This is a genomic window from Bacillus sp. GW821-FHT01G09, assembly GCF_059422205.1.
Window position 1 is genome coordinate 353315 of the sequence record NZ_JBWKWL010000001.1, and the last position, 26080, is coordinate 379394.

At 43.7% G+C, this 26080-nt stretch carries 23 protein-coding genes and 1 tRNA gene; 9 read left to right on the plus strand and 15 right to left on the minus strand.

Translation table 11 applies throughout. The features are described from left to right. Positions 1-7: 7 nt before the first annotated feature. A complete protein-coding gene (locus AC07VD_RS01785; RefSeq protein WP_494721580.1) occupies positions 8-1363 on the minus strand; it encodes a serine hydrolase in 1356 nt (451 codons plus the stop codon). Between the two features lie 538 nt (positions 1364-1901). On the opposite strand from AC07VD_RS01785, the gene AC07VD_RS01790 reads away from it, so the two are divergent. The 6 genes from AC07VD_RS01790 to AC07VD_RS01815 all read left to right on the plus strand — a co-directional run bounded on the left by AC07VD_RS01790 (position 1902) and on the right by AC07VD_RS01815 (position 8033). Beyond that, complete coding sequence (locus AC07VD_RS01790; protein WP_124059188.1) at positions 1902-3320, plus strand: levansucrase; 1419 nt, start codon at positions 1902-1904, stop codon at positions 3318-3320. Between the two features lie 76 nt (positions 3321-3396). Beyond that, the gene (gene levB / locus AC07VD_RS01795; protein WP_033883467.1) at positions 3397-4947 is read left to right on the plus strand and encodes a 2,6-beta-fructan 6-levanbiohydrolase; all 1551 of its coding nucleotides are present in this window, start codon (positions 3397-3399) and stop codon (positions 4945-4947) included. A gap of 107 nt (positions 4948-5054) precedes the next feature. Next, complete coding sequence (gene aspP, locus AC07VD_RS01800; protein ID WP_015384716.1) at positions 5055-6617, plus strand: aspartate/proton symporter AspP; 1563 nt, start codon at positions 5055-5057, stop codon at positions 6615-6617. A gap of 94 nt (positions 6618-6711) precedes the next feature. Further along, positions 6712-7296, plus strand: a complete 585-nt coding sequence (locus AC07VD_RS01805; protein ID WP_202411884.1) for a TetR/AcrR family transcriptional regulator — start codon at positions 6712-6714, stop codon at positions 7294-7296. A gap of 81 nt (positions 7297-7377) precedes the next feature. Next, complete coding sequence (locus AC07VD_RS01810; RefSeq protein WP_014480966.1) at positions 7378-7713, plus strand: SMR family transporter; 336 nt, start codon at positions 7378-7380, stop codon at positions 7711-7713. Further along, positions 7713-8033: a QacE family quaternary ammonium compound efflux SMR transporter gene (locus AC07VD_RS01815; RefSeq protein ID WP_021480661.1), complete on the plus strand. Its 321-nt coding sequence runs from the start codon at positions 7713-7715 to the stop codon at positions 8031-8033. Before AC07VD_RS01810 ends, AC07VD_RS01815 begins: the two co-directional genes overlap by 1 nt. 35 nt (positions 8034-8068) lie before the next feature. On the opposite strand, the gene AC07VD_RS01820 is transcribed toward AC07VD_RS01815, so the two are convergent. Together AC07VD_RS01820 and AC07VD_RS01825 are read right to left on the minus strand one after the other, a co-directional pair. Continuing rightward, the gene (locus AC07VD_RS01820; protein ID WP_014478056.1) at positions 8069-8581 is read right to left on the minus strand and encodes a DUF3231 family protein; all 513 of its coding nucleotides are present in this window, start codon (positions 8579-8581) and stop codon (positions 8069-8071) included. A gap of 19 nt (positions 8582-8600) precedes the next feature. Continuing rightward, positions 8601-8870: a poly-gamma-glutamate hydrolase family protein gene (locus tag AC07VD_RS01825; RefSeq protein ID WP_137201035.1), complete on the minus strand. Its 270-nt coding sequence runs from the start codon at positions 8868-8870 to the stop codon at positions 8601-8603. Between the two features lie 189 nt (positions 8871-9059). Here AC07VD_RS01825 and cotR point away from each other — a divergent pair, with 189 nt between their 5' ends. After that, positions 9060-10022, plus strand: a complete 963-nt coding sequence (gene cotR, locus AC07VD_RS01830) for a sporulation hydrolase CotR (RefSeq protein WP_024573362.1) — start codon at positions 9060-9062, stop codon at positions 10020-10022. A 358-nt stretch (positions 10023-10380) separates the two neighbouring features. On the opposite strand, the gene AC07VD_RS01835 is transcribed toward cotR, so the two are convergent. Continuing rightward, positions 10381-10456 (minus strand) — tRNA-Arg (locus AC07VD_RS01835). A 269-nt stretch (positions 10457-10725) separates the two neighbouring features. Here AC07VD_RS01835 and clpP point away from each other — a divergent pair. Then, the gene (clpP, locus tag AC07VD_RS01840; protein ID WP_003228214.1) at positions 10726-11319 is read left to right on the plus strand and encodes an ATP-dependent Clp endopeptidase proteolytic subunit ClpP; all 594 of its coding nucleotides are present in this window, start codon (positions 10726-10728) and stop codon (positions 11317-11319) included. 62 nt (positions 11320-11381) lie between these two features. Here clpP and pgmB read toward each other — a convergent pair whose 3' ends face one another. The 10 genes from pgmB to AC07VD_RS01890 form a co-directional block, all read right to left on the minus strand. After that, complete coding sequence (pgmB, locus tag AC07VD_RS01845; protein WP_024573363.1) at positions 11382-12056, minus strand: beta-phosphoglucomutase; 675 nt, start codon at positions 12054-12056, stop codon at positions 11382-11384. Further along, positions 12053-13738 carry an oligo-1,6-glucosidase gene (gene malL / locus AC07VD_RS01850; RefSeq protein ID WP_494721579.1) on the minus strand — a complete coding sequence of 562 codons (1686 nt, stop codon included), beginning with the start codon at positions 13736-13738 and terminating at the stop codon, positions 12053-12055. The genes pgmB and malL overlap by 4 nt, the downstream gene beginning before the upstream one ends. Continuing rightward, positions 13731-16004, minus strand: coding sequence for a maltose phosphorylase (mdxK, locus tag AC07VD_RS01855; protein WP_494721629.1), 2274 nt, complete (start codon positions 16002-16004; stop codon positions 13731-13733). The genes malL and mdxK overlap by 8 nt, the downstream gene beginning before the upstream one ends. Beyond that, a complete protein-coding gene (locus AC07VD_RS01860; protein WP_494721578.1) occupies positions 15982-16866 on the minus strand; it encodes a DUF1189 domain-containing protein in 885 nt (294 codons plus the stop codon). Before AC07VD_RS01860 ends, mdxK begins: the two co-directional genes overlap by 23 nt. 4 nt (positions 16867-16870) lie before the next feature. After that, on the minus strand, positions 16871-17707 hold the full coding sequence (mdxG, locus tag AC07VD_RS01865) for a maltodextrin ABC transporter permease MdxG (RefSeq protein ID WP_015251161.1): 837 nt from the start codon (positions 17705-17707) through the stop codon (positions 16871-16873). Further along, on the minus strand, positions 17708-19015 hold the full coding sequence (mdxF, locus tag AC07VD_RS01870) for a carbohydrate ABC transporter permease (protein ID WP_212129142.1): 1308 nt from the start codon (positions 19013-19015) through the stop codon (positions 17708-17710). A 40-nt stretch (positions 19016-19055) separates the two neighbouring features. Next, on the minus strand, positions 19056-20309 hold the full coding sequence (mdxE, locus tag AC07VD_RS01875) for a maltodextrin ABC transporter substrate-binding protein MdxE (protein ID WP_494721577.1): 1254 nt from the start codon (positions 20307-20309) through the stop codon (positions 19056-19058). 95 nt (positions 20310-20404) lie between these two features. Further along, the gene (mdxD, locus tag AC07VD_RS01880) at positions 20405-22174 is read right to left on the minus strand and encodes a maltogenic alpha-amylase (protein WP_494721576.1); all 1770 of its coding nucleotides are present in this window, start codon (positions 22172-22174) and stop codon (positions 20405-20407) included. Between the two features lie 112 nt (positions 22175-22286). Continuing rightward, positions 22287-23237 (minus strand): LacI family DNA-binding transcriptional regulator, encoded by a 951-nt coding sequence (locus tag AC07VD_RS01885; protein ID WP_015714765.1) that lies wholly within the window; start codon positions 23235-23237, stop codon positions 22287-22289. Positions 23238-23441: 204 nt separating this feature from the next. Then, the gene (locus tag AC07VD_RS01890; RefSeq protein WP_014665480.1) at positions 23442-24017 is read right to left on the minus strand and encodes an LOG family protein; all 576 of its coding nucleotides are present in this window, start codon (positions 24015-24017) and stop codon (positions 23442-23444) included. A gap of 116 nt (positions 24018-24133) precedes the next feature. On the opposite strand from AC07VD_RS01890, the gene AC07VD_RS01895 reads away from it, so the two are divergent. Then, positions 24134-24454: a MazG nucleotide pyrophosphohydrolase domain-containing protein gene (locus AC07VD_RS01895; protein WP_003242570.1), complete on the plus strand. Its 321-nt coding sequence runs from the start codon at positions 24134-24136 to the stop codon at positions 24452-24454. Between the two features lie 26 nt (positions 24455-24480). Here the strand turns inward: AC07VD_RS01895 and AC07VD_RS01900 are convergent, their stop codons facing one another. Then, positions 24481-26073, minus strand: a complete 1593-nt coding sequence (locus tag AC07VD_RS01900; RefSeq protein WP_017695267.1) for a SulP family inorganic anion transporter — start codon at positions 26071-26073, stop codon at positions 24481-24483. Between the last annotated feature and the right edge of the window lie 7 nt (positions 26074-26080).

Sequence of the window (26080 nt, forward strand, 5' to 3'; positions counted from 1 at the left end):
TTCCTTTCTAATTCGTACGGACCGCTTCTTCCTCTGAGCCATCCTCATAGAGAATAAAGCTTTTCGCAGCATCCTCACCTAACATGAATTCAATTTCAACAGACAGTGATCGCAGAAAGAAACGGGTTTCCGAGGAAGGAAATAACTCCAGTCTCAGCTGTCCGGTGATCTCCAAATAAAGCCGTTCATTCTCAGCTGTCACCTGTGCAGCCGTCCCATCCTGCAACAGGTAGCTGCCAACATAGCGGCTGTATATCGCCGTATCAATTGCTTTTTTCTTTTTATCAGCAGGACGTTCCGGGACCTCATATGGCTGGCCAAATAGAATATGTTCCGCCGCCTTCAGAATCGCTTGTTCATATTCAGCATCCTCTTCCTTATTACTCAAATAGATCAGCGTTTTACGATGATCGATATATCGGATCATCATCGTCGAATAGCCGGGCCATCCTCCGCTGTGGCTGACAACCCGCCCTTTTTCAGGACTGTTTTGCAGTACCCAGCCAAAGCCATAATCAATTGTTTCTCCATTGTTGAGGCGCACTGGAGAAAACGCGGATTCCTTAGAAGCCTTGCTGATTAAATCGTCCTGATATAAAGCCTGATCAAATCGAAACAGATCGCTTGTGACAGAGTTCACCGTCCCATCTCCCTGTATGCCATCGAGATACACAACATAGTTCGTTTCCTCCAGCTCATCAGGGAGGACGTATGTTTGGGAATGTACATCATACACATATCCATATGCATACTGATCAATTCGCTCAGGCGAAAGCCTCCTGTTATACACTCTTGTTTCATTCATGCCTGCCGGTAAAAAAATACTTGTTTTCATAAAATCCGCATAGCTCATGCCAGATGCTTTTTCAATGATAACCGCCAGCAGCACATACCCCGTATTGCTGTACATCCAGCCTTCATTCGGCTCAAAATAACCAGATAGCCCCTCATTCATCAGCATATCGACAATATCCTGATTCACCGCAATCTTGTGTGAATCCCAATTGGCAAAAAACCATCCCATATAATCAGGAAGCCCTGACGTATGGTTCAATAAATGCCGAATCGTTACGCCCTGATACGGAAAACCGGGCAGCCAGCGATCCACTTTATCCTCATAGCCAAGAATCCCCTTCTCCTCCAGCAAGATGATTCCCAATGCTGTAAAAGGCTTTGACAAAGACGCTAACTCAAACATAGAGTTGGTTTGCAACGGGCGTTTTTCCGTCATTTCCGCATAACCAAAAGAGTGATGATATAAAATATCGCCACCCTCCGCAGCCAGAACCGTCCCGTTAAACTGATGTTTTTCGCCTAATGTCTCAAATAACGTCTGAAGATGCTTTCTTTTATTCTGCTTCATTCCTCCACCTCCCATATCTCTGTACGTTACTAGGCTACTAACGTTTCAAATCTTTTGAAAAATCCTTCAGTTAGAGATCCTTTTTAACCCATCACATATACCTGCCGTTCACTATTATTTAGTGAAATGAGATATTATGATATTTTCTGAATTGTGATTAAAAAGGCAACTTTATGCCCATGCAACAGAAACTATAAAAAATACAGAGAATGAAAAGAAACAGATAGATTTTTTAGTTCTTTAGGCCCGTAGTCTGCAAATCCTTTTATGATTTTCTATCAAACAAAAGAGGAAAATAGACCAGTTGCAATCCAAACGAGAGTCTAATAGAATGAGGTCGAAAAGTAAATCGAGCGGGTTTGTTACTGATAAAGCAGGCAAGACCTAAAATGTGTAAAGGGCAAAGTGTATACTTTGGCGTCACCCCTTACATATTTTAGGTCTTTTTTTATTGTGCGTAACTAACTTGCCATCTTCAAACAGGAGGGCTGGAAGAAGCAGACCGCTAACACAGTACATAAAAAAGGAGACATGAACGATGAACATCAAAAAGTTTGCAAAACAAGCAACAGTATTAACCTTTACTACCGCACTGCTGGCAGGAGGCGCAACTCAAGCATTTGCGAAAGAAACGAACCAAAAGCCATATAAGGAAACATACGGCATTTCCCATATTACACGCCATGATATGCTGCAAATCCCTGAACAGCAAAAAAATGAAAAATATCAAGTGCCTGAATTCGATTCGTCCACAATTAAAAATATCTCTTCTGCAAAAGGCCTGGACGTTTGGGACAGCTGGCCATTACAAAACGCTGACGGCACTGTCGCAAACTATCACGGCTACCACATCGTCTTTGCATTAGCCGGAGATCCTAAAAACGCGGATGACACATCGATTTACATGTTCTATCAAAAAGTCGGCGAAACTTCTATTGACAGCTGGAAAAACGCTGGCCGCGTCTTTAAAGACAGCGACAAATTCGATGCAAATGATTCTATCCTAAAAGACCAAACGCAAGAATGGTCAGGTTCAGCCACGTTTACATCTGACGGAAAAATCCGTTTATTCTACACTGATTTCTCCGGTAAACATTACGGTAAACAAACACTGACAACTGCACAAGTTAACGTATCAACATCAGACAGCTCTTTGAACATCAACGGTGTAGAGGATCATAAATCAATCTTTGACGGCGACGGCAAAACGTATCAAAATGTACAGCAGTTCATCGATGAAGGCAACTACAGCTCAGGCGATAACCATACGCTGAGAGATCCTCACTACGTAGAAGATAAAGGCCACAAATACTTAGTATTTGAAGCAAACACTGGAACTGAAGATGGCTACCAAGGCGAAGAATCTTTATTTAACAAAGCATACTATGGCAAAAGCACATCATTCTTCCGTCAAGAAAGTCAAAAACTTCTGCAAAGCGATAAAAAACGCACGGCTGAGTTAGCAAACGGCGCTCTCGGTATGATTGAGCTAAACGATGATTACACACTGAAAAAAGTGATGAAACCGCTGATTGCATCTAACACAGTAACAGATGAAATTGAACGTGCGAACGTCTTTAAAATGAACGGCAAATGGTACCTGTTCACTGACTCCCGCGGATCAAAAATGACGATTGACGGTATTACGTCTAACGATATTTACATGCTTGGTTATGTTTCTAATTCTTTAACTGGCCCATACAAGCCGCTGAACAAAACTGGCCTTGTATTAAAAATGGATCTTGATCCTAACGATGTAACCTTTACTTACTCACACTTCGCTGTACCTCAAGCGAAAGGAAACAATGTCGTGATTACAAGCTATATGACAAACAGAGGATTCTACGCAGACAAACAATCAACGTTTGCGCCAAGCTTCCTGCTGAACATCAAAGGCAAGAAAACATCTGTTGTCAAAGACAGCATCCTTGAGCAAGGACAATTAACAGTTAACTAATAAAAACGCAAAAGAAAATGCCGATATCCTATTGGCATTTTCTTTTATTTCTTATCAACATAAAGGTGAATCCCATATGAACTATATAAAAGCAGGCAAATGGCTAACCGTATTCCTAACCTTTTTAGGAATATTGCTGTTTATCGACTTATTTCCAAAAGAAGAGCATGACCAAAAAACAAAATCAAAACAGAAGCCGGACTACCGGGCGGCATATCATTTTACGACGCCGGATAAATGGAAAAATGACCCTCAAAAACCGATCTATTTTGATGGCAAGTATCATTATTTCTATCTATATAACCGGGATTATCCAAAAGGCAACGGCACAGAATGGCGCCATGCCGTCTCAGAGGATTTGGTGCACTGGACCGATGAAGGCGTGGCGATTCCGAAATATACAAACCCGGACGGTGATATTTGGACCGGTTCCGTCGTTGTGGATAAAGAGAACACAGCCGGCTTCGGGAAAAATGCGCTTGTCGCGATTGTGACACAGCCCTCAGCCAAAGACAAAAAACAGGAGCAATATTTGTGGTACAGCACAGACAAAGGAAAATCATTCAAATTCTACAGTGGCAACCCCGTTATGCCTAATCCGGGTACAGACGATTTCAGAGATCCGAAAGTCATATGGGATGACCAAGATAACAAATGGGTCATGGTCATGGCTGAAGGATCAAAAATCGGCTTTTATGAATCCGATAATCTTAAGGACTGGCATTACACAAGCGGATTCTTCCCAGAACAGGCGGGAATGGTGGAATGCCCCGACCTCTACATGATGCGGGCAAGCGACGGAACGAATAAGTGGGTTCTCGGTGCCAGCGCGAATGGCAAACCGTGGGGCAAACCAAATACGTACGCCTACTGGACCGGAAGCTTCGACGGAAAAGAATTCAAAGCGGATCAGACTGAAGCCCAATGGCTTGACTATGGCTTCGACTGGTATGGCGGTGTGACGTTCGAAGACAGCAAAAGCACAGATCCATTAGAAAAGCGGTACGCGCTTGCCTGGATGAACAATTGGGATTATGCCAACAACACCCCGACAATGAAGAACGGCTTTAACGGCACAGATTCTGTCATACGCGAACTCCGGCTGAAGGAGCAGGATGGAACATACAGCCTCGTCTCACAGCCGATTGAAGCTTTGGAGCAGCTGACTGTTTCAACTGACGAAATAGAGGATCAGGATGTGAACGGATCAAAAACATTGTCGATAACAGGTGATACGTACCAGCTTGATACGGATCTTTCTTGGTCAGAGCTAAAGAATGCAGGCGTCAGGCTCAGAGAATCAGAAGACCAAAAACGCCATATTGATGTCGGTATTTTCGCTGAAGGCGGCTATGCTTATGTCAATAGAGCAGCCACAAATCAGCCTGACAAAAGCAATACCTATGTCGAAAGCAAAGCTCCTTATGATGTAAGCAAACGTAAGGTGCATTTGAAAATACTTGTCGATAAAACAACGATAGAAGTATTTGTTGGCGACGGGAAAACCGTTTTTTCAAATGAAGTCTTCCCAAAGCCTGAAGATAAAGGAATTACCCTTTATTCTGACGGCGGCACAGCCTCCTTCAAAAATATAACAGTGAAACACTTTGATTCGATTCATGAATAAAAACAGGGGCGGCGCAGGCTGCCCCTGTTTTTTTATTAGGAGCGGTATTCTCTGTTACATATTGGGCATTGTAAGGAATATAAGGCTGGTTTCAAAGGAGGAAGCGAATGTCTAAACAAGGAAATTTTCAAAAATCAATGTCGCTGTTTGATCTGATTTTGATTGGGATGGGAGCCATCTTTGGATCAGCGTGGCTGTTCGCTGTCAGTAATGTCGCTTCAAAAGCAGGGCCCTCCGGCGCTTTTTCCTGGATCCTCGGAGGAGCCATTATTTTGTTAATCGGGCTTGTATATGCGGAGCTCGGAGCCGCTCTGCCCCGTACCGGAGGCATCATTCGATACCCCGTTTATTCACATGGCCACCTTGTCGGCTACTTAATTTCGTTTGTCACGATTGTCGCTTATACAAGCTTGATTTCAATTGAAGTGACAGCTGTGCGCCAGTATGTGGCCTATTGGTTTCCCGGCCTGACCATTAAAGGGTCTGATTCGCCGACCATTTCCGGCTGGATCTTGCAGTTTGCCCTATTATGCTTGTTTTTCCTGCTGAATTATTGGAGCGTCAAAACCTTCGCTAAGGCGAATTTCATCATATCGATTTTTAAATATATTGTGCCGATTACCATCATTATTGTGCTGATCTTTCATTTTCAGCCGGAGAATTTATCTGTTGAAGGATTTGCACCGTTTGGATTTACAGGTATTCAGGCTGCAATCTCGACAGGCGGCGTCATGTTTGCGTATCTCGGCCTGCACCCGATTGTATCTGTAGCAGGTGAAGTCCAAAATCCAAAACGCAATATCCCGATCGCTTTAATCATTTGCATCATCGTTTCAACCATCATTTATACTGTTTTGCAGGTCACCTTTATTGGTGCAATCCCGACAGAAACACTGAAACATGGCTGGCCCGCAATTGGCCGGGAGTTCTCATTGCCGTTTAAGGATATTGCGGTCATGCTCGGATTAGGCTGGCTTGCAACGCTTGTCATTTTAGACGCCATTCTGTCTCCCGGAGGAAACGGGAATATCTTTATGAATACGACATCCCGCCTTGTTTACGCCTGGGCGCGTAACGGCACATTATTCGGCATATTCTCAAAGGTCAATAAAGATACGGGGACACCCCGCGCTTCGCTTTGGCTTTCGTTTGCCCTGTCCATTTTCTGGACACTTCCCTTTCCTTCGTGGAACGCGCTCGTCAATGTCTGTTCAGTCGCGCTCATTCTTTCATATGCGATTGCACCCATTTCTTCAGCTGCGCTGAGGGTCAACGCGAAGGACTTAAACAGGCCGTTTTATTTAAAGGGAATGAGCATTATCGGGCCGCTTTCCTTTATATTTACAGCGTTTATCGTGTACTGGTCAGGATGGAAAACAGTCTCCTGGCTGCTCGGTTCACAGCTCGTGATGTTTTTGATCTATCTCTGTTTCAGCAAATATACGCCTAAAGAAGATGTCAGCCTTGCTCAGCAGCTGAAATCAGCCTGGTGGCTTATCGGGTTTTATATTATGATGCTGATCTTTTCCTACATCGGTTCTTTCGGACATGGTTTAGGGATTATCAGCAATCCCGTCGACCTCATTTTAGTCGCGATCGGCTCACTTGCGATTTATTACTGGGCAAAGTATACCGGGCTCCCAAAAGCCGCCATTGATTATGATAAATAAAGAAGCAAGAGGTTTTCTTGCTTCTTTATCCTTTACAAACATACATACACGCGATAAAATGAATGAGAGTCAGTCATTATTGGAGGTGTTCCTCATGCCAAAACAAACATCGGGCAAATATGAAAGAATTCTGCAGGCGGCCATAGAAGTCATTTCTGAAAAAGGCCTCGACAAGGCTTCTATTTCTGATATTGTCAAAAAGGCCGGCACTGCCCAAGGAACATTCTATTTGTATTTTTCATCTAAAAATGCCCTCATACCGGCCATTGCAGAAAATCTTCTCACCCATACACTTGATCAAATCAAAGGTAGGCTGCATGGGGACGAGGATTTTTGGACCGTTTTAGATATATTAATTGATGAGACTTTTCTCATTACAGAACGCCATAAGGATATTATTGTCCTCTGTTATTCCGGGCTTGCGATCGACCACTCCATGGAAAAATGGGAGACGATCTATCAGCCTTATTATTCCTGGCTTGAACAAATCATCAACAAGGCCATTGCAAACCATGAGGTAACGGAAGGAATCAATTCAAAATGGACGGCCAGAACGATTATCAACTTGGTCGAGAATACTGCGGAACGATTCTATATCGGATTTGAACAAGATGAAAATGTTGAAGTGTATAAAAAGGAAATTTTCACTTTCTTAAAACGGAGCTTAGGTACTGCTTAAAAAATGACTGGGTAACACCGCTCATTTTTTAATGCCCTAAAAATGACTGACGTTCATTCATAAAATAGAGAGGTGTTTCATTTGAATTGGGTTCTTGTTTTTATTGCAGGGCTTTTAGAGGTTGTTTGGGCCTCTTCCCTCAAACATGCCGATTCGCTTTTGGATTGGATCATCATTTTTATCTTAATCGCGGTCAGCTTTATCCTGTTGATCCGCTCTTATCAAAAAATCCCGATGGCCGCGGCGTACACTGTGTTTGTGGGAATCGGAACCGTCGGAACATATCTGACTGGAATTGTTCTGGGCGAATCCTTCTCAGCAGCCCAAATGTTCTTTTTAGCTTTATTGCTGGCTGGCATTTTAGGAATGAAATTATTTACAAAAGAAAGCAAATCTCAGCCGGGAGGTGAACAATAATGGCATGGTTTTTATTAGTGATTGCCGGCATAGAAGAAATTATAGCTGCCATTGCCATGAAATATATAGACGGAACAAGAAAAAAATGGCCGATCATTGTGATGACTGTTGGATTCGGCTTATCCTTTTACTGTCTTTCCCAAGCGATGATGGTCCTGCCTGCCGGAGTCGCATATGCCGTCTGGACTGGCATTGGAAGCATTGGTGTTTCGGCGGTCGGGCTCATCTGGTTTAAGGAGCGATTTCAGCTTTCACAGGTGATTTCACTTTGCCTTATCCTAGCCGGCGTCATCGGCCTGCGTCTTACGTCATCTTCATAAAATCAAGGCATATACAGCTGTATATGCCTTTGCCATTAAGCTTCGTGATGTTTTTGAAGATGAAGCGGCGGCGGGATGAGCCAGCCTTTGTTTTTTAGCAGCCTTAAGTATTTTGCGCCAGTTGCCGCTTTCGACATATGAAATTGCCCAAACATCATGGCAATATCCTCACGAATCGATTGCCCCATCATTTTGCTGCATGTCACAAGACCTGCAGCATTTTGTGCTGCCGCGGAGGCCGCCACATCCGGATCGAGAAATCGTGCGCCAGGCGGAATATCGTTAAGATCTGCTGTCGGCGGTTCAGGAGAAGCCGGCGGCAGCGCCACCCCGTTTTCTTTCAGGATCGTGCTGACCTGTTTGATTTCATCTTGGCATTTCTCAATAGACTCACGAAGCAGCTTCTTCAGGTCGTCATCACCGACATGATTCAATAACATTTGGTAATTGCCGACCATTTTATTGCCCGCCATCACATAACTCCACAAGCCGAATACCTCACCATAATGCATCGGTTCATCCTGCGGGTTTCCGCTTAAAATACCCATGTTCATCCTCCTCACAAATTCAATATCGCATACATTCCATAACGTGCCCGAGAGAAGGAAAATTTATGTTGCAGCAAGAAAAATTTATGAACCAAAACAAAAAAGACAAGAGTGGTGAAATGCCAAAACTCTTGTCTTTCCTCTTTTTATGTTCGCCTGCTAAACAGCCTTTTTTCTCGGTGAGGCCTGCTGAGAAACCAGTTGATTCTAATTTTTTCATAAGCTTTTGAGCAATCTTCCTGTCAAACCCTCCAACAAGAATCTTTTTTCTTATCGTTTTTAGAGCCATATACAGATTTTTTCCGTGTAAATATTCGATCGTGGTAAAAAGAAAAGTGAGATAAAAATGGGATAACGCATGATGAAGGTTGAAAAATCGAATGATTAGGACAAGAGATGTTCATTCATTCATCCATACAACAGACTCTAGATAAACATATACTGAATGATAGTTTTAATTAGAAAGGAGAAACCAGCTTTGGCAAAATATCGGATCATAACCTTTGATGGGGGAGGTACCTTAGGTGCTTTAAGTTTACAGCTGATGAACAGACTGGCTAAACAAAATCCAACATTAATAAGTCGAACTCATGTATTTTCGGGAAATTCAATCGGTTCATTTACTGCCCTTGCATTAGCAAGCGGAAGATCTCCGAAGGAAACACTTCAGTATTTTGAGGATGAAATCCTGCCCGCATTCAGCATTTCCCGGCCGGGCGGACCTGTTTTCAATCAACAATTACCATACTCCGGTTTTATAAAAGCAGTACGAAATTTTTTCCCAGCAGACCTTCGTCTTAAAGATGTAAGAAAACGAATTGTTGTCCCATCATTCAAATTATATTCTCCAAAACTGGATCGTTGGACTCCTGTATTATTTCACAACTTTCCCGGCTCTCCCTATTTCAATGAGAAAGTAAGTGATGTCATACTGCGGAGCAGCGGTGCTCCCGCGACGCAACGGGCCTATCAAAACTATGTGGACGGATATGTAGTAGCAACGAATCCTAGTACAGCCAGTATCGCGTTTGCAGTTGGTAAAGCCAACGTACCACTGGATCAAATTGCGGCATTATCCATTGGAACAGGTGAAGCCCCGACTCGTTTAAGAAGAGATACGAGGGGGTGGGGAATGGTAAGTGCAGATAACATACGTCCTGAAAATCTGAAGAACCTTCCTCCAAATTGGGGAGTTCTTTTGGACAGATCGCCTAATGAACCTCTACTGCCATTTCTTCAGATGATCTCTGGCGGAAATGGTTACTACGAATCCATGGTCAGCGCGAATCTTCTGGGAGATCGCTTTTTTCGGCTAGATCCACGAATTCCAAACTTCTCCAAAACGGATCCTACCGTGTTTCCCGCTCTCATTGAGATTGCGAACAAAACCAATTTACAACCTGTGATTCAATTTATAGAGAAGAACTGGAGGACCAAATAAATTTTTATTTTAAAACTATTCTCACTTACATTTCTAACTTACCACTTTTCTCTGAGAAAAGTATTCTCGAATAAAAACAGGCAATGGGTAAAAAGAATTTTTTTCTTCTAGTTTTGACAATAAAGTTGTTTACAAGTGTAATGTCTTTTTGGATTCCAACAAGTAAACAACATTTTTGCAAAGTATCAGTAAGAACCGGATTTTTTTTAAGTGTTATTCAAAGCTAATAAGACAATCGCATAATGATTGATTTGAAGTTTATTTCAAAACTCGAAGGTTTACTATGCCTCTTTTTTCACACAAAAAAGACAAGAGCGGCAAATCGCCAAACCCTTGTCTTTCCTGTTGTTCTATTGGACGCGCTCGGAGGGATTCGAACCCCCGACAGACGTGGTACCGGAAACCACCGCTCTATCCAACTGAGCTACGAGCGCAGAATGACTGTGTTATGAGAACGTCAGCACAACTAATTATACGATAATTCCATTCAAATAACAACCCTCTATTTCGAGAGGCCGTTTTTTAAATAGACAAAGCATCTTAATTGGCAATCTGACATACGATGGTTTGAACCCCTGTATTTTTGGGGAAAATGGGAAAAAGAGACGACTTTGCATATCAGGCCAGCTTTTTGTTTGACCTTTATTGACCAAAAATGTATCATGTAACTACATACTTACCTAAAAGGTGAAGGAGGAGCATTATGAATTTAATACCTACAGTCATTGAACAAACGAACCGCGGGGAAAGAGCGTATGACATTTATTCTCGTCTATTAAAGGATCGTATCATCATGCTTGGATCTGCGATTGATGACAACGTTGCGAACTCCATCGTGTCACAGCTTTTATTCTTAGCAGCAGAAGACCCTGAAAAAGAAATTTCTCTTTACATCAACAGCCCGGGCGGCTCTATTACAGCCGGTATGGCGATCTATGATACCATGCAGTTTATTAAGCCGAAGGTATCTACAATTTGTATCGGTATGGCTGCGTCAATGGGCGCGTTCCTGCTTGCAGCCGGCGAAAAAGGCAAACGCTATGCGCTTCCAAACAGTGAAGTCATGATTCACCAGCCTCTTGGCGGTGCGCAAGGTCAGGCGACAGAAATTGAAATTGCCGCGAAACGCATTCTCTTGCTTCGCGACAAATTAAACAAAGTCCTTGCTGAACGTACTGGCCAGCCGCTTGAAGTGATCGAACGCGACACAGACCGTGATAACTTCAAGTCTGCTGAAGAAGCGCTTGAATACGGCCTGATTGACAAAATATTGACTCACACAGAAGACAAAAAATAATCAACACAACCTGCAAGAGCTGCGTCTCTTGCAGGTTTTTTCATTTCAAGGAATTGACTCCCTTAAACACTTTTTATTCTATACTGCTCCCATTCCTCATGTAACAGCTCAAGTGTCAAATCATTCGTCTGCCTCACAACTAGATCAGCACCAAGCATCGGCTGTCCTTGACCGACTCCAACCGCAAACATCCCGGCAGATTTGATTGCAGAAATACCTGCTTCTGCGTCTTCTATTGCCGCGCAATCAGCAGGGGAAACATCGAGCATCGCTGCAGCTGTTAAAAAGATGTCAGGATCAGGCTTCCCCTTCGCAAGAGTCGTCGGATCAACAATGGCATCAAAATCATCGATAATTGCCAAACGTCTTAAAATCTTAGGAGCATTGCGGCTTGAAGATGCTAACCCGATTTTTATATTTTCGTTTTTCAATTGACATAGGAGCCTGCCAATCCCCGGCAAAAGATCTTCCGGCGTCAATTTGCTGATCAGCGTTTGATAATCGTGATTTTTCCGATGCATAAGTTCTTGTTTCTCCGCATTTGTATACCTAGTTTCCGCACCGCCAGAGATCAAGATGCTTTCAAGTGACTCTTCTCTGCTGATCCCTTTTAGCCTTTCATTCATGTCTCTGTCAAAAGGGATATTGATTTGTTCTGCGATGTGCTTCCAAGCGAGAAAATGATATTCAGCCGTATCTGTTATCACTCCGTCTAAATCAAAAATGACCGCTTTCATATACTAATGACCATCACAGCTTCATAAGGTTTGAGGCTAATACTCTTTAAGTCAGCCCGCTCCTGCGGATAGTTTGAAATCAGCACTTTCCAACGCTCATGAATCAGTTCTGGAGGCGCTTCGAACAGAGCCGTTTCTTCCGATAAATTCACAACGACAAGAAGCTTTTCCCCTTGATATTCTCGAAGGTAAGAAAAGACCTGCGGATCATTCTCCTGCAGCAGCTGATAATCGCCATATATCATAATCTTATATTGCTTTCGTAATTGAATGAGCTTCTGATAGTAAAAGAAAATCGAATCTTGATCTTCCAAGGACTCTTTCACATTGATAGCTTGATAGCGGGAATTTACCGGTAGCCACGGGTCTCCGGCTGTGAATCCCGCATGTTTTCCGGCATCCCACTGCATCGGTGTTCTCGCATGATCCCTTCCTTTTATCATCACGGCTTTGACAAACTCTTTTTCTGACATCGTTTTGTTTTCGACGACTAGTTCACGATATGCATTCTTTATTTCAAGATCATCATACATCTCCAGCCGCATATCGCTGTTGACCATGCCGATTTCTTCTCCCTGGTAAATAAACGGCGTTCCTTTCATGCCGTGCAGAACCGTTGCAAATGCCTTCGCACATTCCTTACGCAGCTTCCCATCATTGCCCCAGCGGGAAATAACCCTCGGCTGGTCATGGTTCTCAAAATACAGGGTATTCCAGCCGACATTCATTAACCCGGTCTGCCACCTTGTCATCGTCTTTTTTAAAGCAATCAAATCAAATGGCTTGATCTGCCATTTCCCATTTGGCGAGTTTTGTTCTGTATCAATATCCATATGTTCAAATGTAAAGATCATATTCAGCTCTTGCCTGCTTGCATCTGTGTACTTTTTCGCCTCTTCAATATCAGAGCCGTTTGCCTCTCCGACTGTCATGCAGTCATAATGAGAAAGCACTTCCCTGTTCATCTCTTGAATAAACTCATGAAGACGGGGGCCGTTAGAGTGATAACGGCCGACAATATAGCTGCGGCTGTTATCCGTTTCGTAGTCCGGAAAATCGGTGTATTTAGAAATAGAGCCGATCACATCCATCCGCCAGCCGTCAACGCCTCTATCCATCCAGAATCTCATTACATCATAAACTTCCCGGCGAACGGCTTCGTTTTCCCAATTTAAATCAGGCTGTTTTTTTGAAAAGTAGTGCAAATAATACTGCCCTGTTCCTTCATCGTATGTCCACGCTGAGCCTGAAAAGATCGATCCCCAATTATTCGGCTCTGAGCCGTCCGGTTTAGGATCTTTCCAAAAATAATAATCCCGGTAAGGATTGTCCTTCGACTTGCGGCTTTCAGCAAACCAAGCATGCTCATCTGACGTGTGGTTCACGACCAAATCCATGACGATTTTCATTCCGCGTTTATGGACTTCATCAATCAGCTGAAACATATCTTCATTTGTCCCAAACTTTTCATACATGTTTTTGTAATCGCTGATATCATATCCGTTGTCATCCTGCGGGGAATCAAATACCGGGGAGAGCCAGATGACATCCACCCCGAGATTTTTGATGTAATCCAGCTTTTGAATCACACCTTGCAAATCCCCGAATCCATCTCCATTGGCATCATAAAAACTGCGCGGGTAAATTTGATAAACGACAGCTTCTTTCCACCATTCACTCATTAGGCGTTCTCCTTTCACATCGTCCCTGTAGGACAACCGGTTCCTCATAAACGTTCATGTGCAGCGGCTCGCCTTTTACAAGCTCAAAAATAACGCGCTTTTCGTCAACCGTCACATTGATTAATCGATTTCGATAATTGATGTTGAATGAATATTCGTCCCATTCTTTCGGCAAAAACGGAGCAAATGACAGCGTCTCATTCGCGGTGCGCATGCCTGCAAAGCCATGAACGATTGCCAGCCAGCTCCCCGTCATTGAAGTAATATGCAAGCCTTCTTCCGTATCATGATTGTAATTATCAAGATCAAGCCTTGCTGTGCGCTTATATAATTCGAGCGCTTTCTTTTCCAGCTTGAGTTCGGCTGCGAGAATCGCATGGACAGAGGGCGATAGGCTTGATTCATGAACAGTCATCGGCTCATAAAATTCAAAATTTCGCCGTTTTTCTTCCATTGTAAAACGGTCATTAAAAAGATAAATGCCTTGGAGAACATCTGCCTGCTTAATAAAATTGGAGCGGAGAATCTTGTCCCATGACCAATTCTGATAAAGAGGCCGCTCCGCTGGATCTAATTCATCTACTGCTTGCAGATCTTTGTCCAAGAACGTGTCATGCTGAACGAAAATTTGCAGTTCTTCACTATACGGATAGTACATGTGCTGGATGATTTCTCTCCAGACTTTCAATTCTTCTTCCTGCACATCCAGAAGGCGGCGTTTCTCCGCTGAGATACTTTCGAGATTTTGTAGAGTATACTCCAACGTCCAAGCCGCAATGACATTCGTATACCAATTGTTGTTAACGTTGTTTTCGTATTCATTCGGCCCTGTGACGCCATGGATCATATACTTATTTTTTCGTTTCGAGAAGTGAACACGGTCGGCCCAAAATCTGCTGACTGCCACAAGAACATCTATCCCGTATTCTTCCATATAGTTACAGTCGCCTGTATAATTGATATAATTGTAGATCGCATAACAGATCGCGCCATTGCGGTGAATTTCTTCAAAGGTGATTTCCCATTCGTTGTGGCATTCATCACCGGTGAACGTCACCATCGGATAAAGTGCCCCCTTCACCCCCAATTTTGCCGCGTTTCGTTTGGCAGCCTCCAACTGATGAAAGCGATACAAAAGCAGGTTTTTCGTCACCTCCGGCTCGGCTGTCGCCAAATACATCGGAACGGCGTACGCCTCAGTATCCCAATATGCGGCACCTCCATATTTCTCGCCAGTAAATCCTTTCGGCCCGATATTCAAACGGGCATCGCCCCCGTAATATGTCGAGAATAACTGAAAGATATTGTAGCGGATTCCTTGTTGAAGCTCCTCATCTCCTTTAATCTCAATGTCCGCTTTTGCCCATCTTTCCTTCCATCGATCAGTGTGCCTCCGTTTTGCATCTTCATAGCCGTTCTCTACCACATCCGCCAAAAGCTCCTTGGCTTTTGATAAAAGCTCTTCCTCACGAAAATCACGTGAAGTCGTGACAATCACAAACTTTTTCAAAGATGCCTTCGTTTGGTAGCTGTAGCGATTCTCGACATACATTTCATTCGTTTTAAAGCTTTCATTGACAAAACCCTCCGTCTCGTTTGCCATCGCGGCTAAAACCGTGAAGCGCGGTGTTCCAAATGGGTTTTCGATCGTTTTTGCCGCTAAATGGCCGCTGTGAGAATCAGCACCTTTCGCTTCCTCCTGCCAAAACTGTTCTTGGTAGTTAGAATCTTCATTTGCCACATTTCCATCCAGGTAAGGAACAAGCGTAATGACAGCATGTCCCGTCAGGCACTCCGCTTCATAATGAATCGCACAGAGTTCTTTTACAGCAAGGCTAAGAAACCGCTCTGACCTGATTCTGACGGATTTATCCTGAATGCGGACAACAGCGCTTCGCCGCAGAATCCCCTCTTTCATATTGAGTTCTACCTCAAATGATTCGATTGGGTTTTGATGGAGATCGATTTTTTCACCGTCAACATATAGGCCTATGCCTATAAAGTTCATCGCATTGATCACTTTTCCGAAATATTCTGGATACCCGTTTTTCCACCAGCCTACTCGCGTTTTGTCGGGGAACCACACGCCTGCAATATATGTGCCTTGGTGACTGTCGCCTGAATAGCCTTCTTCAAAATTTCCTCTGACCCCCATATAGCCATTGGCAAGAGACGTCAGGCTTTCCAGCAGCCGTGTATGCTCCTTATTAAATGTATTTGTTTTGATTTTCCATTCATCAATCTCAAATAACCGCTGATTTATCATCATTTCCTCCCGAATGTAAGTTTCCATTATCACGGCGGGTTTTGGTCAAATATCTAAATGCAAAAGAAATCATCAAAGTAACGCCACACGAATGGATCATCAATACAGTAATCAAATCAAAATGAACCATGCCGATAGCAGCTGCCGCAAATGCCGGCAGTGCTGATGCGCAAATCGCTATAGAGGCCGCTTCCTTGAATGATGCAATAGAAACCATGTTTGATATTTTTGTGATCCAGAGGCCACCTGCAAGAACAAACGTTAACAAAAGCTGGATCATAGAAACCACCGTATATGCCAGCATCATGATCATCGGCTTATACTGTGCCACCCACAATGTATCGATCAAAACCTCTACATCATGGACGTTTGGTTTCTCGAGCTTAACGTCCATTTTCGCATAGCCAACAGAAAACCCTGTTTCGTTTTGATCGGTGATCACCAGTTGATCAGGTTGAAATATGACGGCGTTTTCAAATCCAGTTACTTTCAATCGCCCATTTTCACCGCTTGTCTCATATTCATGCTTCATATCGACTGCCATCACATTCTGCCCATCTTCAATCCTCTCAGAGCTCTTCCCGCCTATTAGTTTTCCGTTCCTGATTTGTAAACCCTGTAATTGATCAGCAAATTGATCATTAACCCCTTGAATCGCTGACGGCATGAAAGATGCAACGCTGAAGCGATCCATTTTCACAAACGAAATCGTTAACGGCGCCATTAAGCAGGCCGTTAAAAACATAAAGAGAAAAGAGAGCTGCAGCCAGCTGAAAGTATTCCCATAGCGGCAAACACCTGATGGAGATGCAGCCGCTTTCAGGCAGCGGACGATAAAGCTTTTATTCTCCAGATTCTTCATTGAATTACCCCTTTGTTCCGCCGGCTGTCAAACCGGACACAAAGTTCTTTTGGAGAAAAAAGAATAGAACGCATATCGGCAGTGCAGCTAGAATGGCACCAGCCGCAAATAGAGCTACTTTTTGCTGCTGCGGATTAGAAATAAAGGATTGTAATCCTACAGCGATGGTCAGCCTTTCCGGTGAGCGAAGCAAAAACTTTGCCAGCAAATAATCACCAAACGGTGCCATAAATGCCCAAAGCGCTTGTACCGCGAGCATTGGCTTAACAAGCGGCAGAACAATTGAAGCGAAAATCCTCAGATGTCCCGCTCCGTCAATTCGCGCGGCTTCATCAATTTCTCTCGGCACAGTATCAAAATAACCTTTCATCAGCCACGTGTTCATCGGAATTCCGCCGCCGATATAGATCGCTGTTAAAAACCAGTATTGATCGAGTGCGCCTATCAGCATCGCCAAGACATAAAAAGCAGTCAGCGCCGCCATTGTCGGCACCATTTGAATGATTAAAAAGAATATCAGGCTCTTTTTTCTGCCTGCAAACCGATAGCGGCTGTACGAGTACCCGGCAAGTGTCACGATTGTAACCTGCAAAACCATGACCGATAGCGCGATGACAAGTGTATTGCTGTACCAATTGAGATAAAGCGTTTCGTCAAATAGCCGCTTAAAATGATCCAACGTCCAAGAACCCGAAAAATCGAGCTGAAAAGCCGCCGAATTTCCCACACGGAAGGCTGATGATGCCGTAATCAGCAACGGATATATAATGACGATACTTAAAAGCGTCAAAAATAAATACGTACAGATTTTATTAAGCATTCTGGCAGTGCTCGCGTTCACCTACATAACCTCCTCATTGCCAAAAGCATTCGATTTTTTGAAAGCAATCAGTGAAATTCCAATGACAATGAAAGAAATTAACAGTGTCACAGCCGCCGCAACGGAATATTGGGGTGATGTGCCTGTTGTCAGTTTATAAATCCACGAAATTAAGATATCAGTCGATCCGGCCCCGGCTCCCGCACTGCCTGGCCCTCCCTCATTAAATAAATAGATGATCGAGAAATTATTGAAATTAAACGTATACTGAGTAATCATCACGGGTGCTGTGGCAAATAAAATCATCGGGAATGTAATATGCCGAAAACGCTGAATAAAAGTGGCCCCGTCAATCTTTGCCGCTTCATACAATTCACCTGGAATCGCCTGAAGCACTCCCGTTACCATGACATAAATATATGGAAAGCCGAGCCACGTCTGAATCATAATGAGGGCTGTCTTTGTCCAGAAAGGATCAGTCTTCCACGCGATCGCAGGCAGATCAACAAACGGCAGGTGATTGAATAGTGGAATCACCTGTGCATTCACCGCTCCTATGCTGTCGTTAAACATGTTGGAAAAACTCATGATTGTAATAAACGCCGGAACAGCCCATGGAAATAAGAAAATCATTCGAAATATCCGCTTGCCTTTTATAAAATCCTGATTGACGAAAAGTGCCGTCACAATACCTAAAATGATTTGCAGCGTTGTTGCACAGATTGTCCAGATAACCGTCCAGCCCAGTACATTCACAAATGTTTCACGATAGGAGCCAAGGAAAAAAATATTTAAGAAATTTTTAAACCCGACCCAGTCAATCAGACGATTAGGCGGAATATGATAAAAATCATAGTTTGTTAATGCAACAAACAGAGTCACCAAAACCGGAAAAATAATCACAAACACCATCATGATATATGCCGGAAGTGTAAATAGATATGGGAACCCTTTATCGCCCGCATGACAGATCATATCCTTGGCTGTTGTATTGACTTCCAAACCCGCCGCTTTCATAGCGGCGGTCTTACGCGAATCATGGATATTAAAGATATAGAACATGAGGAAAATCACCGTCACGATCAATTGCAGCGTGCCTTCAATCAGCATAAACAGCGAGTGATCTTCACCGGGAACACTTCCCAATGTCATCAATCCGGTTAGCGCCTGTATACCGAAAACGCATAATTCAAAAGCAAACAAGCCTGTGATGACAAGAAATAAGAGCCCCTTTGACAATTGCTGATTCGCAATCTGCCCAAGTCCTGGAATGATCGATAAAAGCCCTGCCTTTCGTTTTTGCTTTGCAAGTGTGTGATGTTTATTCATTTTTTCCGCCCTCTATTCTTCCGGACGCTATCCCGCCGTTTTATTTCACATACTTTTCTTTAATATTTTCCTTTATGACGTTTACAGCATCATTCGCTGATGTTTGTGTCGATTTTTTTCCTGAAGCTGCATCAAAAATTAAACTTTCCGCTCCTGTCCATACTTCAGCCATTTCCGGAATATTTGGAGTCGGCGTTGCTGTTTCATATTGTTTAATCACAGCTGACGTCAGTTCATTCTTTTGCTCATCGGCTTTCTTCCTTGCAGCCGTGTTGGCCGGAACTTCGTTTGTATCCTCATAAAAAGCGTAAGCATTGGCATCATTTGCAGCATACTCAAGCCATTTTTCAGCCAGCTCGGGCTCTTTTGTATATTTTGAAGCTACCCAGCCCTTCCCACCCGCAAAAGGGGCATATTCTTCTCCATTGGGCAATGTCGGAATGGGAGCCGCTCCGTAGTTCAATTTAGCCTCTTTATAATTGGCAGCTGACCAAGGACCGCCAATGATCGCAGCCGCTTTGCCTTCTAAAAACATCTGCTGAATAAAGTCGTCTGCGCTTGAATTGTCTTGCATTCCTTTCGGCCAATATGTTTCAAACCATTTCTCCGCATATTTCACCGCTTCTACAGCTCCTTTATTGTTCAGGCCGATGTCCCCGGAATCTGTGCCGTTTTTTCCAAACACATATCCGCCGTATCCAGCCAATAAGCCGTACGACATATAAAAGTCAGTCCATTTTGCTAAAAATCCGGTTGATTTTCCTTTTTCCGAAGCAAACGCGAATCGAGGATCTTCCGTTAACTTTTCAAGGTCTTTAAATGTTTTTGGCGCTGTTTTTAAAAGATCTTTGTTGTAATACAAAATAAGTGTCTCAATGACTAGCGGCATTCCGTACACTTTGCCGTCAACTGTCACCTGCTGCATTTCTTTATCACCAAAGCTTTTTGTATGAGATGGCTTAATGTCAAGCAAATGTCCTTGCTGTCCCAAACCGCCGATCCGGTCATATGCAGCAAGCATAACATCAGGCGCATTACCCGCCGGGCCATCAAGAGGAAGCGCTTCTAACTGTTCGAACATTTGCTTTTCAACAATTTTTACTGTGACATCATTCTCTTTTTCGAACTTTGCTTTAATGCTTTCAATGTATTCTTTATACGTTTCTTCGACAGACACAGTCAGCACCTTTTTGCCATCAGCGCTTGCTGGATTTTTTGAACTTGAGCAGGCGGCAAGGCCGATTGCCAGAAATGATGCCGCCAATATGGCGAACCCCTTTTTAAAAAGAACCATCTCTTTTCCCCCTTCTATTTACGAAACTATAACAATTGTATTGTCCTATAGAAAGCGGTTACAACAACTTTCGATTTGTTACCGATAACAGAATGTTATACAGGGGCGGCAACACTCAAAATCAAAAATTCTCCCGGCTGAACGGCAATGACATCGTGATGCTGAAGCGGCTGCTCTGTCCATGCATCACAGATCCTCTTATTCCTTTCAATATTCAAATCCAGTAAACTGACATGTTGAACCGCATTCCCTTGATTAAAGAAATAAATCAGTATTTTTTCATCAAGAGTCCGTGAAAAGCTAATAAAATCGTTTTGGTCATCCAGCAGATTCCACTCAAGATTTCCTTCTGTCAATAAAGTGTTTTCCTGCTTGCGTAAAGCAATTAACCGTTTCATAAATTGCAGCATGTCTTGGTTTTGCTTCTCTTTTTCCCAAACCATACATTTTCGGCATAATGGATCATTTTCGCCGTCCAGCCCGATTTCCGTTCCGTAATAAATGCAGGGAGAACCTGCCTGAGCAAACATAAAGGCCAGCAATGCGCGTGCTTTCTTCTCATCATTGCGGCATCTGGTCAAAAGGCGCTTTGTATCATGGCTATCCAGTAAATTAAACATCACCTCATTGGCCTGCTTCATTCCATTCATCAAATGTGCATTGACACGGTAGGCCATACGTGAGGCTGGGATCGTCCGGTCAGCAAAATATTCAATCATAGGCTCTGTAAAAGGGTAATTCATCGCCGCATGAAATTCATCCCCTCTAAGCCAGGGTTCGGCAGAATGCCAGATCTCACCTAAAATATAAACGTCAGGCTTTTCAGTAGATACAGCCTGCCTAAATGTCTTCCAAAAAACGTGATCCACTTCATTTGCGACATCCAAACGCCAGCCGTCAATGTCAAATTCGCGAATCCAGTACAAAGCAATATCAAGCAAATATTTCTGCACCTCGGGATTAGCCGTGTTTAGCTTCGGCATATCAGCTGTAAAGGCAAATCTGTCATAATTGTCGTCTGTGACGGGAAAAGAGTGAATATGGAACCAGTCCTTATAGCGGGATTGATCTCCATTTTTGACGACATCCTGCCATTGCGGAGACGCGCTTCCTATATGGTTAAAAACCGCATCTAGCATAATTCTCATCCCCCGCTGATGAAGCTGGCTGACCAATGTACGAAAAATCTCTGGATCCCCGAAATGCGGATCAATAGAAAAGTAATCCAGCGTGTCGTATTTATGATTAGAAGGTGCGGAAAAGATCGGCGTCAGATAAATTCCGTTCACCCCTAAATCCTCTAAATAATCAAGCTTGTCAACAATCCCTTGCAAATCTCCTCCAAAAAAATCATTGACGCCCGGGTCCTTGCTCCCCCACGGCAATGCATTCTTCGGTGACAAGTCTTCTCTTCCATTTGCAAAACGCTCCGGAAAAATTTGATACCAAACCGTTGACTTGGCCCATTCAGGCGCTTGAAATGTATCAGCCTCGTGAACAAACGGAAATTTAAAGTAATAATGAATCGTTTCCAGTGTTTTTTCGTTATAAGGGCATACACCCGTACTTCCGAAAAAGATGTCTTCATGATCGTCTGTTACAACAAACGCATATTGTAAACGCCTAAATGGCGGCACCACTTCAGCAAACCAATAGTCATGCATTTCTGTTGCAGCAATTTTTCTCATCGGCTGCTCGTTTGCCGACCATTTGCCGTCATTGTACTCATAGGGATCACCCCAAATGAATCGAATGTGATCTGCATCACCTTTTTTCGTCCGAATCTTGATATGCACAGTCCGCCCATCATAAGAATAAGCATCTGTGCTGAATGGCTGGTGGTGAATCGCTGCATATTCCATCATGTTTCCCCCTTTGATTTCCGTTTTATTGAAGCCGGCTCATAGTTTGAAAGTATCATGATGAAATTGTGGGAACAATCCTTTTCACCCTGTTACCGATAACAGAATAAGGCGCTTACAGCGTTGATTCTCGTACAATTAACTCTGGTTCAAAAAATAGACTTCCTTGTGCAGCACCGTCTTCATTCATTTTTTTCAGCAACATTTTAGCACAGGCTTCCCCCATTTCAACAACAGGCTGTCTGACCGTAGTCAAGCGCGGCGAGGAGATGCGATCAAGAAACACACCGTCATTCCCGGTAACCGCAACGTCTTCTGGAATTCTCTTTCCAAGGGATTGCGCCGCACGAATGACGCCGAGCGCGATTCGATCAGATGCGCAGACAAATGCGGCCTGATTGTCCATGAATTTCAGCAGTTCTCTTGCAAGGCATTCACTTTTCTTAGAACTGTTGTCGATCCGAAACATATTCGATTTTTTAAAGCTTTTATTCATCGCCCGTATATACCCCTGTTCTCTTGCACGTTCGAAAGGCTCATCTAAATCAATGCCAAAAAAGACAACTTCCCGCTCCCCCAGCCCCATAACATGGCGGGTTGCCATAAAAGTGCCTTTCTCGTTATTCACATCGATAAAGTCATAGCCCATTTCATTTTGTCCAAATACGACGAGCGGCTTCTCAAAAGCTTTTATTACACCTTCAAAATCGTTCTTTCTCAAGCCGGTGGCAATAATGCCGTCACATTGGCCAATATTAAGAGAATTTCTTGTCACAAGCTGGAGAGCATAGTGATTGCGATCCAGCTCCCTGCTGATTCCTGTCAGCAGGTTCATGTAATATGGCTCTGTCGTATCCATTTCCTCAAGTATCAATAGTTTCACAACCTGTGTTCTGTTTTGCACGAGCGCTCTCGCCGCATAATTAGGGATGTAATTCAGCTCTTTCATCGCAGAATGAACAAGCTTTTTCAATTCATCCGTCACCGTCTCAGGGTGATTGATCACTCGTGATACCGTCATTTTCGAAACATTTGCTTTTTTCGCCACATCTGACAATGTTGCCATTTTCATCCCCTCCTTATCTGTGCTTATTATCCAAACTAGTGATAAAGTCCTCTATTACTGCTAAATATACGATGCAGGCAAAAAAGAAATAAAAAAGAGATTTCCTTAAGGAAACCTCACTTTGTTAAAAACACTCGATTTTTCATGAATTCATACGCTAGGTTGCTGACTCATTCTCTCCACTTCCATGAGAAAGTCTCTTTTTTAAATTTCTGTCCACTTTTTTTCTAAAATCGGATAAGAATAATTTTGCATTTGCTCAATTAACTCATCCGGCCGTGACGAACTGTGAATCAGTTTTAGGTGTGATTCGTTAGAAAACCCTTCTTGAATGCTGTATTTCACCATTTTCATCATTGGCTCAAAATACCCGTTTACATTATACAGTCCGATTGGCTTTTGGTGGATGCCGATCTGTGCCCAGCACAGCACTTCAAATAATTCTTCATATGTACCGAAGCCGCCCGGCATCGAGATAAAGCCGTCCGCCAGCTCGCTCATTTTAGCCTTTCGTTCATGCATCCCGTTTACTTCAATCAGCTCAGTCAGATTCTGATGGACAACCTCCCCGCTGAACAAACCGCTCGGCATGACCCCGATTGCAGTTCCGCCGTTTTCCATAATCGCGTCAGCAATCGTGCCCATCAAGCCGACGCGGGAGCCTCCATAGACAAGGCCGATTCCCTGCTCAGCCATGTACGTGCCAAGCTCTGCCGCTTTTCTTTTATACGCTTCATTTCCCCCAGGGTTTGATCCCGCAAATACACAAATGGTTTTCATCTTGTCATCTCCGCATCTATATATCGTGTTAAACATTCAAAAACACACTATATATTGTCCCATCTTCATGTGATAATATCAATATGAAATACATAAAGAATGCAGGAGTGATGAGGTTGCAGCTGGCTGATGCAGAAAAATGGATGAAAGAGTTTTACGAAAAAAGAGGCTGGACAGAATACGGACCTTTTATTCGCGTCGGCTTTTTAATGGAGGAAGCCGGAGAACTGGCCCGGGCTGTCAGGGCGTATGAAATCGGCAGAGACCGGCCGGATGAGAAAGAATCGTCACGCGCTGAGCAAAAACAAGAATTGATTGAAGAAATGGGAGATGTCATCGGAAATATCGCCATTCTTGCTGATATGTATGGTGTCTCTTTAGAAGACGTCATGAAGGCCCACCAAGAAAAACTGACAAAACGATTTGAGCATGCATAAAAAAGCGGCCGCGATGGCCGCTTTTTTTAACCTGTGATTTCATCATGGTGATCAAAGAAATGCTGCTTTCCTATTTTGTGAAAAAGGCCTGTTTTATGCAGCAGCTCCTTCGGCTGCGATTGCAATCCTACAATCATCAGCTTTCCATTGTGGCGTTTAATTCGATTCATAATGTTCCCAAGCACCGCTTCAGCTGACGTATCCATATAGTGCACCTTATTCATGAGCAGAATGAGGGTTTTCGGTTTTTTCTGTACATGCTCCAGCAATGACGATTCAAGGGAATCAATTGATCCGAAAAACAGCGGCCCTTCTATGGCATACATGCTGACAGATGGATCTTCTCTCTTCGCCAGAACAGGATGCGATTCCTGATTGTGGATGCGGGTCGCTTCGCTCATTCTTCTGATAAAGAACACGAATGCAAGCAGCAATCCGGTTGCCACACCGATGATTAAGTCAAACAGAACCGTAAGGGCGAAGGTCGCCGCCAAAATAAAGGAATCAGCATTTTTCAGTCTCAGCATGTTTGCGACTTCCTTGCGCTCACTCATATTCCATGCGACCACCATGAGAATCGGTGCCATACTGGCGAGCGGCACATGGGACGCATAAGGCGCAAATACAAGCAGGACAAGGAGAACGACTACGCCGTGAACGACGCCGGAAACTGGGGAAACCGCTCCGTTTTTTATATTGGTCGCCGTTCTCGCAATCGCTCCTGTAGCCGGGATTCCGCCAAACAGGGGCGCTGCCATATTCGCAATCCCCTGGCCGACAAGCTCCTTGTTGCTGTCATGCTTTGAGCCCTTCATGTTATCAGCGACCATTGCGGACAAAATCGACTCAAGTCCTCCAAGAAGCGCGATGACAAGCGCAGCTGGAAACAGCATAACCATTTTATCCAAAGTAAGCTCAGGAAACTGAAATTCCGGCAAATGGCGGGGGATTTCTCCATAAGTTGACCCGATCGTTGCCATGCGGTCAGGGAAAAAGACAACCGCGACCACTGTGGAAATAAGAAGCGCCAACAAAGCGCCCGGCACTTTAGGCATCACCTTGGCGGATACAAGCAAAATGACGAGCCCGATCACAGCTGTCAAAATGGCATACACGTTAAAGGTGCCGAGCTGCTGCACAATTTCAAACATGTTGTGATGAAAGTTCTCATGTTTTTCAACATTTCTCAATCCGAGAAAATTAGCGATTTGTTCCGTAAAGATCAGCACGGCAATTCCGGCTGTAAAACCGACGATAACGGGTTTGGGCACGAATTTCATTATTTTTCCGAGCTTAAACAGCCCAAACAGTACCAGCATCACTCCTGCCATAAACCCCGCAATCAGCAGATTTTCCAAGCCGTACTGCATGACAATGCCGAATAAAATCGGGACAAAGGCGCCCGTCGGACCGCCAATCTGATATTTTGATCCTCCAAACAAAGAAATACAAATCCCTGCTATAACAACAGTGTATAGCCCATATTCAGGCTCGACTCCCGAGGCAATGGCAAACGCCATTCCTAAAGGAATTGCCACGACACCTACTACGATACCTGCAATCAAGTCTTTCTGAAATTTCTGCAAATTGTATCCCTTGAATCTCCCTGAGAATCGCATATTTTAT

Excerpts from the sequence above, each read along its gene's own strand:
- AC07VD_RS01805 (WP_202411884.1), top strand. The coding sequence starts at position 6,712 with ATGCCAAAACAAACATCGGGCAAATATGAAAGAATTCTGCAGGCGGCC.
- clpP (WP_003228214.1), top strand. The coding sequence starts at position 10,726 with ATGAATTTAATACCTACAGTCATTGAACAAACGAACCGCGGGGAAAGA.
- AC07VD_RS01825 (WP_137201035.1), bottom strand. The coding sequence starts at position 8,870 with ATGGCTCTAAAAACGATAAGAAAAAAGATTCTTGTTGGAGGGTTTGAC.
- mdxD (WP_494721576.1), bottom strand. The coding sequence starts at position 22,174 with ATGATGGAATATGCAGCGATTCACCACCAGCCATTCAGCACAGATGCT.
- aspP (WP_015384716.1), top strand. The coding sequence starts at position 5,055 with ATGTCTAAACAAGGAAATTTTCAAAAATCAATGTCGCTGTTTGATCTG.
- mdxF (WP_212129142.1), bottom strand. The coding sequence starts at position 19,015 with ATGAATAAACATCACACACTTGCAAAGCAAAAACGAAAGGCAGGGCTT.
- AC07VD_RS01815 (WP_021480661.1), top strand. The coding sequence starts at position 7,713 with ATGGCATGGTTTTTATTAGTGATTGCCGGCATAGAAGAAATTATAGCT.
- malL (WP_494721579.1), bottom strand. The coding sequence starts at position 13,738 with ATGAGTGAATGGTGGAAAGAAGCTGTCGTTTATCAAATTTACCCGCGC.
- pgmB (WP_024573363.1), bottom strand. The coding sequence starts at position 12,056 with ATGAAAGCGGTCATTTTTGATTTAGACGGAGTGATAACAGATACGGCT.
- mdxE (WP_494721577.1), bottom strand. The coding sequence starts at position 20,309 with ATGGTTCTTTTTAAAAAGGGGTTCGCCATATTGGCGGCATCATTTCTG.
- AC07VD_RS01860 (WP_494721578.1), bottom strand. The coding sequence starts at position 16,866 with ATGAAGAATCTGGAGAATAAAAGCTTTATCGTCCGCTGCCTGAAAGCG.
- AC07VD_RS01790 (WP_124059188.1), top strand. The coding sequence starts at position 1,902 with ATGAACATCAAAAAGTTTGCAAAACAAGCAACAGTATTAACCTTTACT.
- AC07VD_RS01785 (WP_494721580.1), bottom strand. The coding sequence starts at position 1,363 with ATGAAGCAGAATAAAAGAAAGCATCTTCAGACGTTATTTGAGACATTA.
- AC07VD_RS01890 (WP_014665480.1), bottom strand. The coding sequence starts at position 24,017 with ATGAAAACCATTTGTGTATTTGCGGGATCAAACCCTGGGGGAAATGAA.
- AC07VD_RS01820 (WP_014478056.1), bottom strand. The coding sequence starts at position 8,581 with ATGGGTATTTTAAGCGGAAACCCGCAGGATGAACCGATGCATTATGGT.
- AC07VD_RS01900 (WP_017695267.1), bottom strand. The coding sequence starts at position 26,073 with ATGCGATTCTCAGGGAGATTCAAGGGATACAATTTGCAGAAATTTCAG.
- mdxK (WP_494721629.1), bottom strand. The coding sequence starts at position 16,004 with ATGATAAATCAGCGGTTATTTGAGATTGATGAATGGAAAATCAAAACA.
- levB (WP_033883467.1), top strand. The coding sequence starts at position 3,397 with ATGAACTATATAAAAGCAGGCAAATGGCTAACCGTATTCCTAACCTTT.
- AC07VD_RS01885 (WP_015714765.1), bottom strand. The coding sequence starts at position 23,237 with ATGGCAACATTGTCAGATGTGGCGAAAAAAGCAAATGTTTCGAAAATG.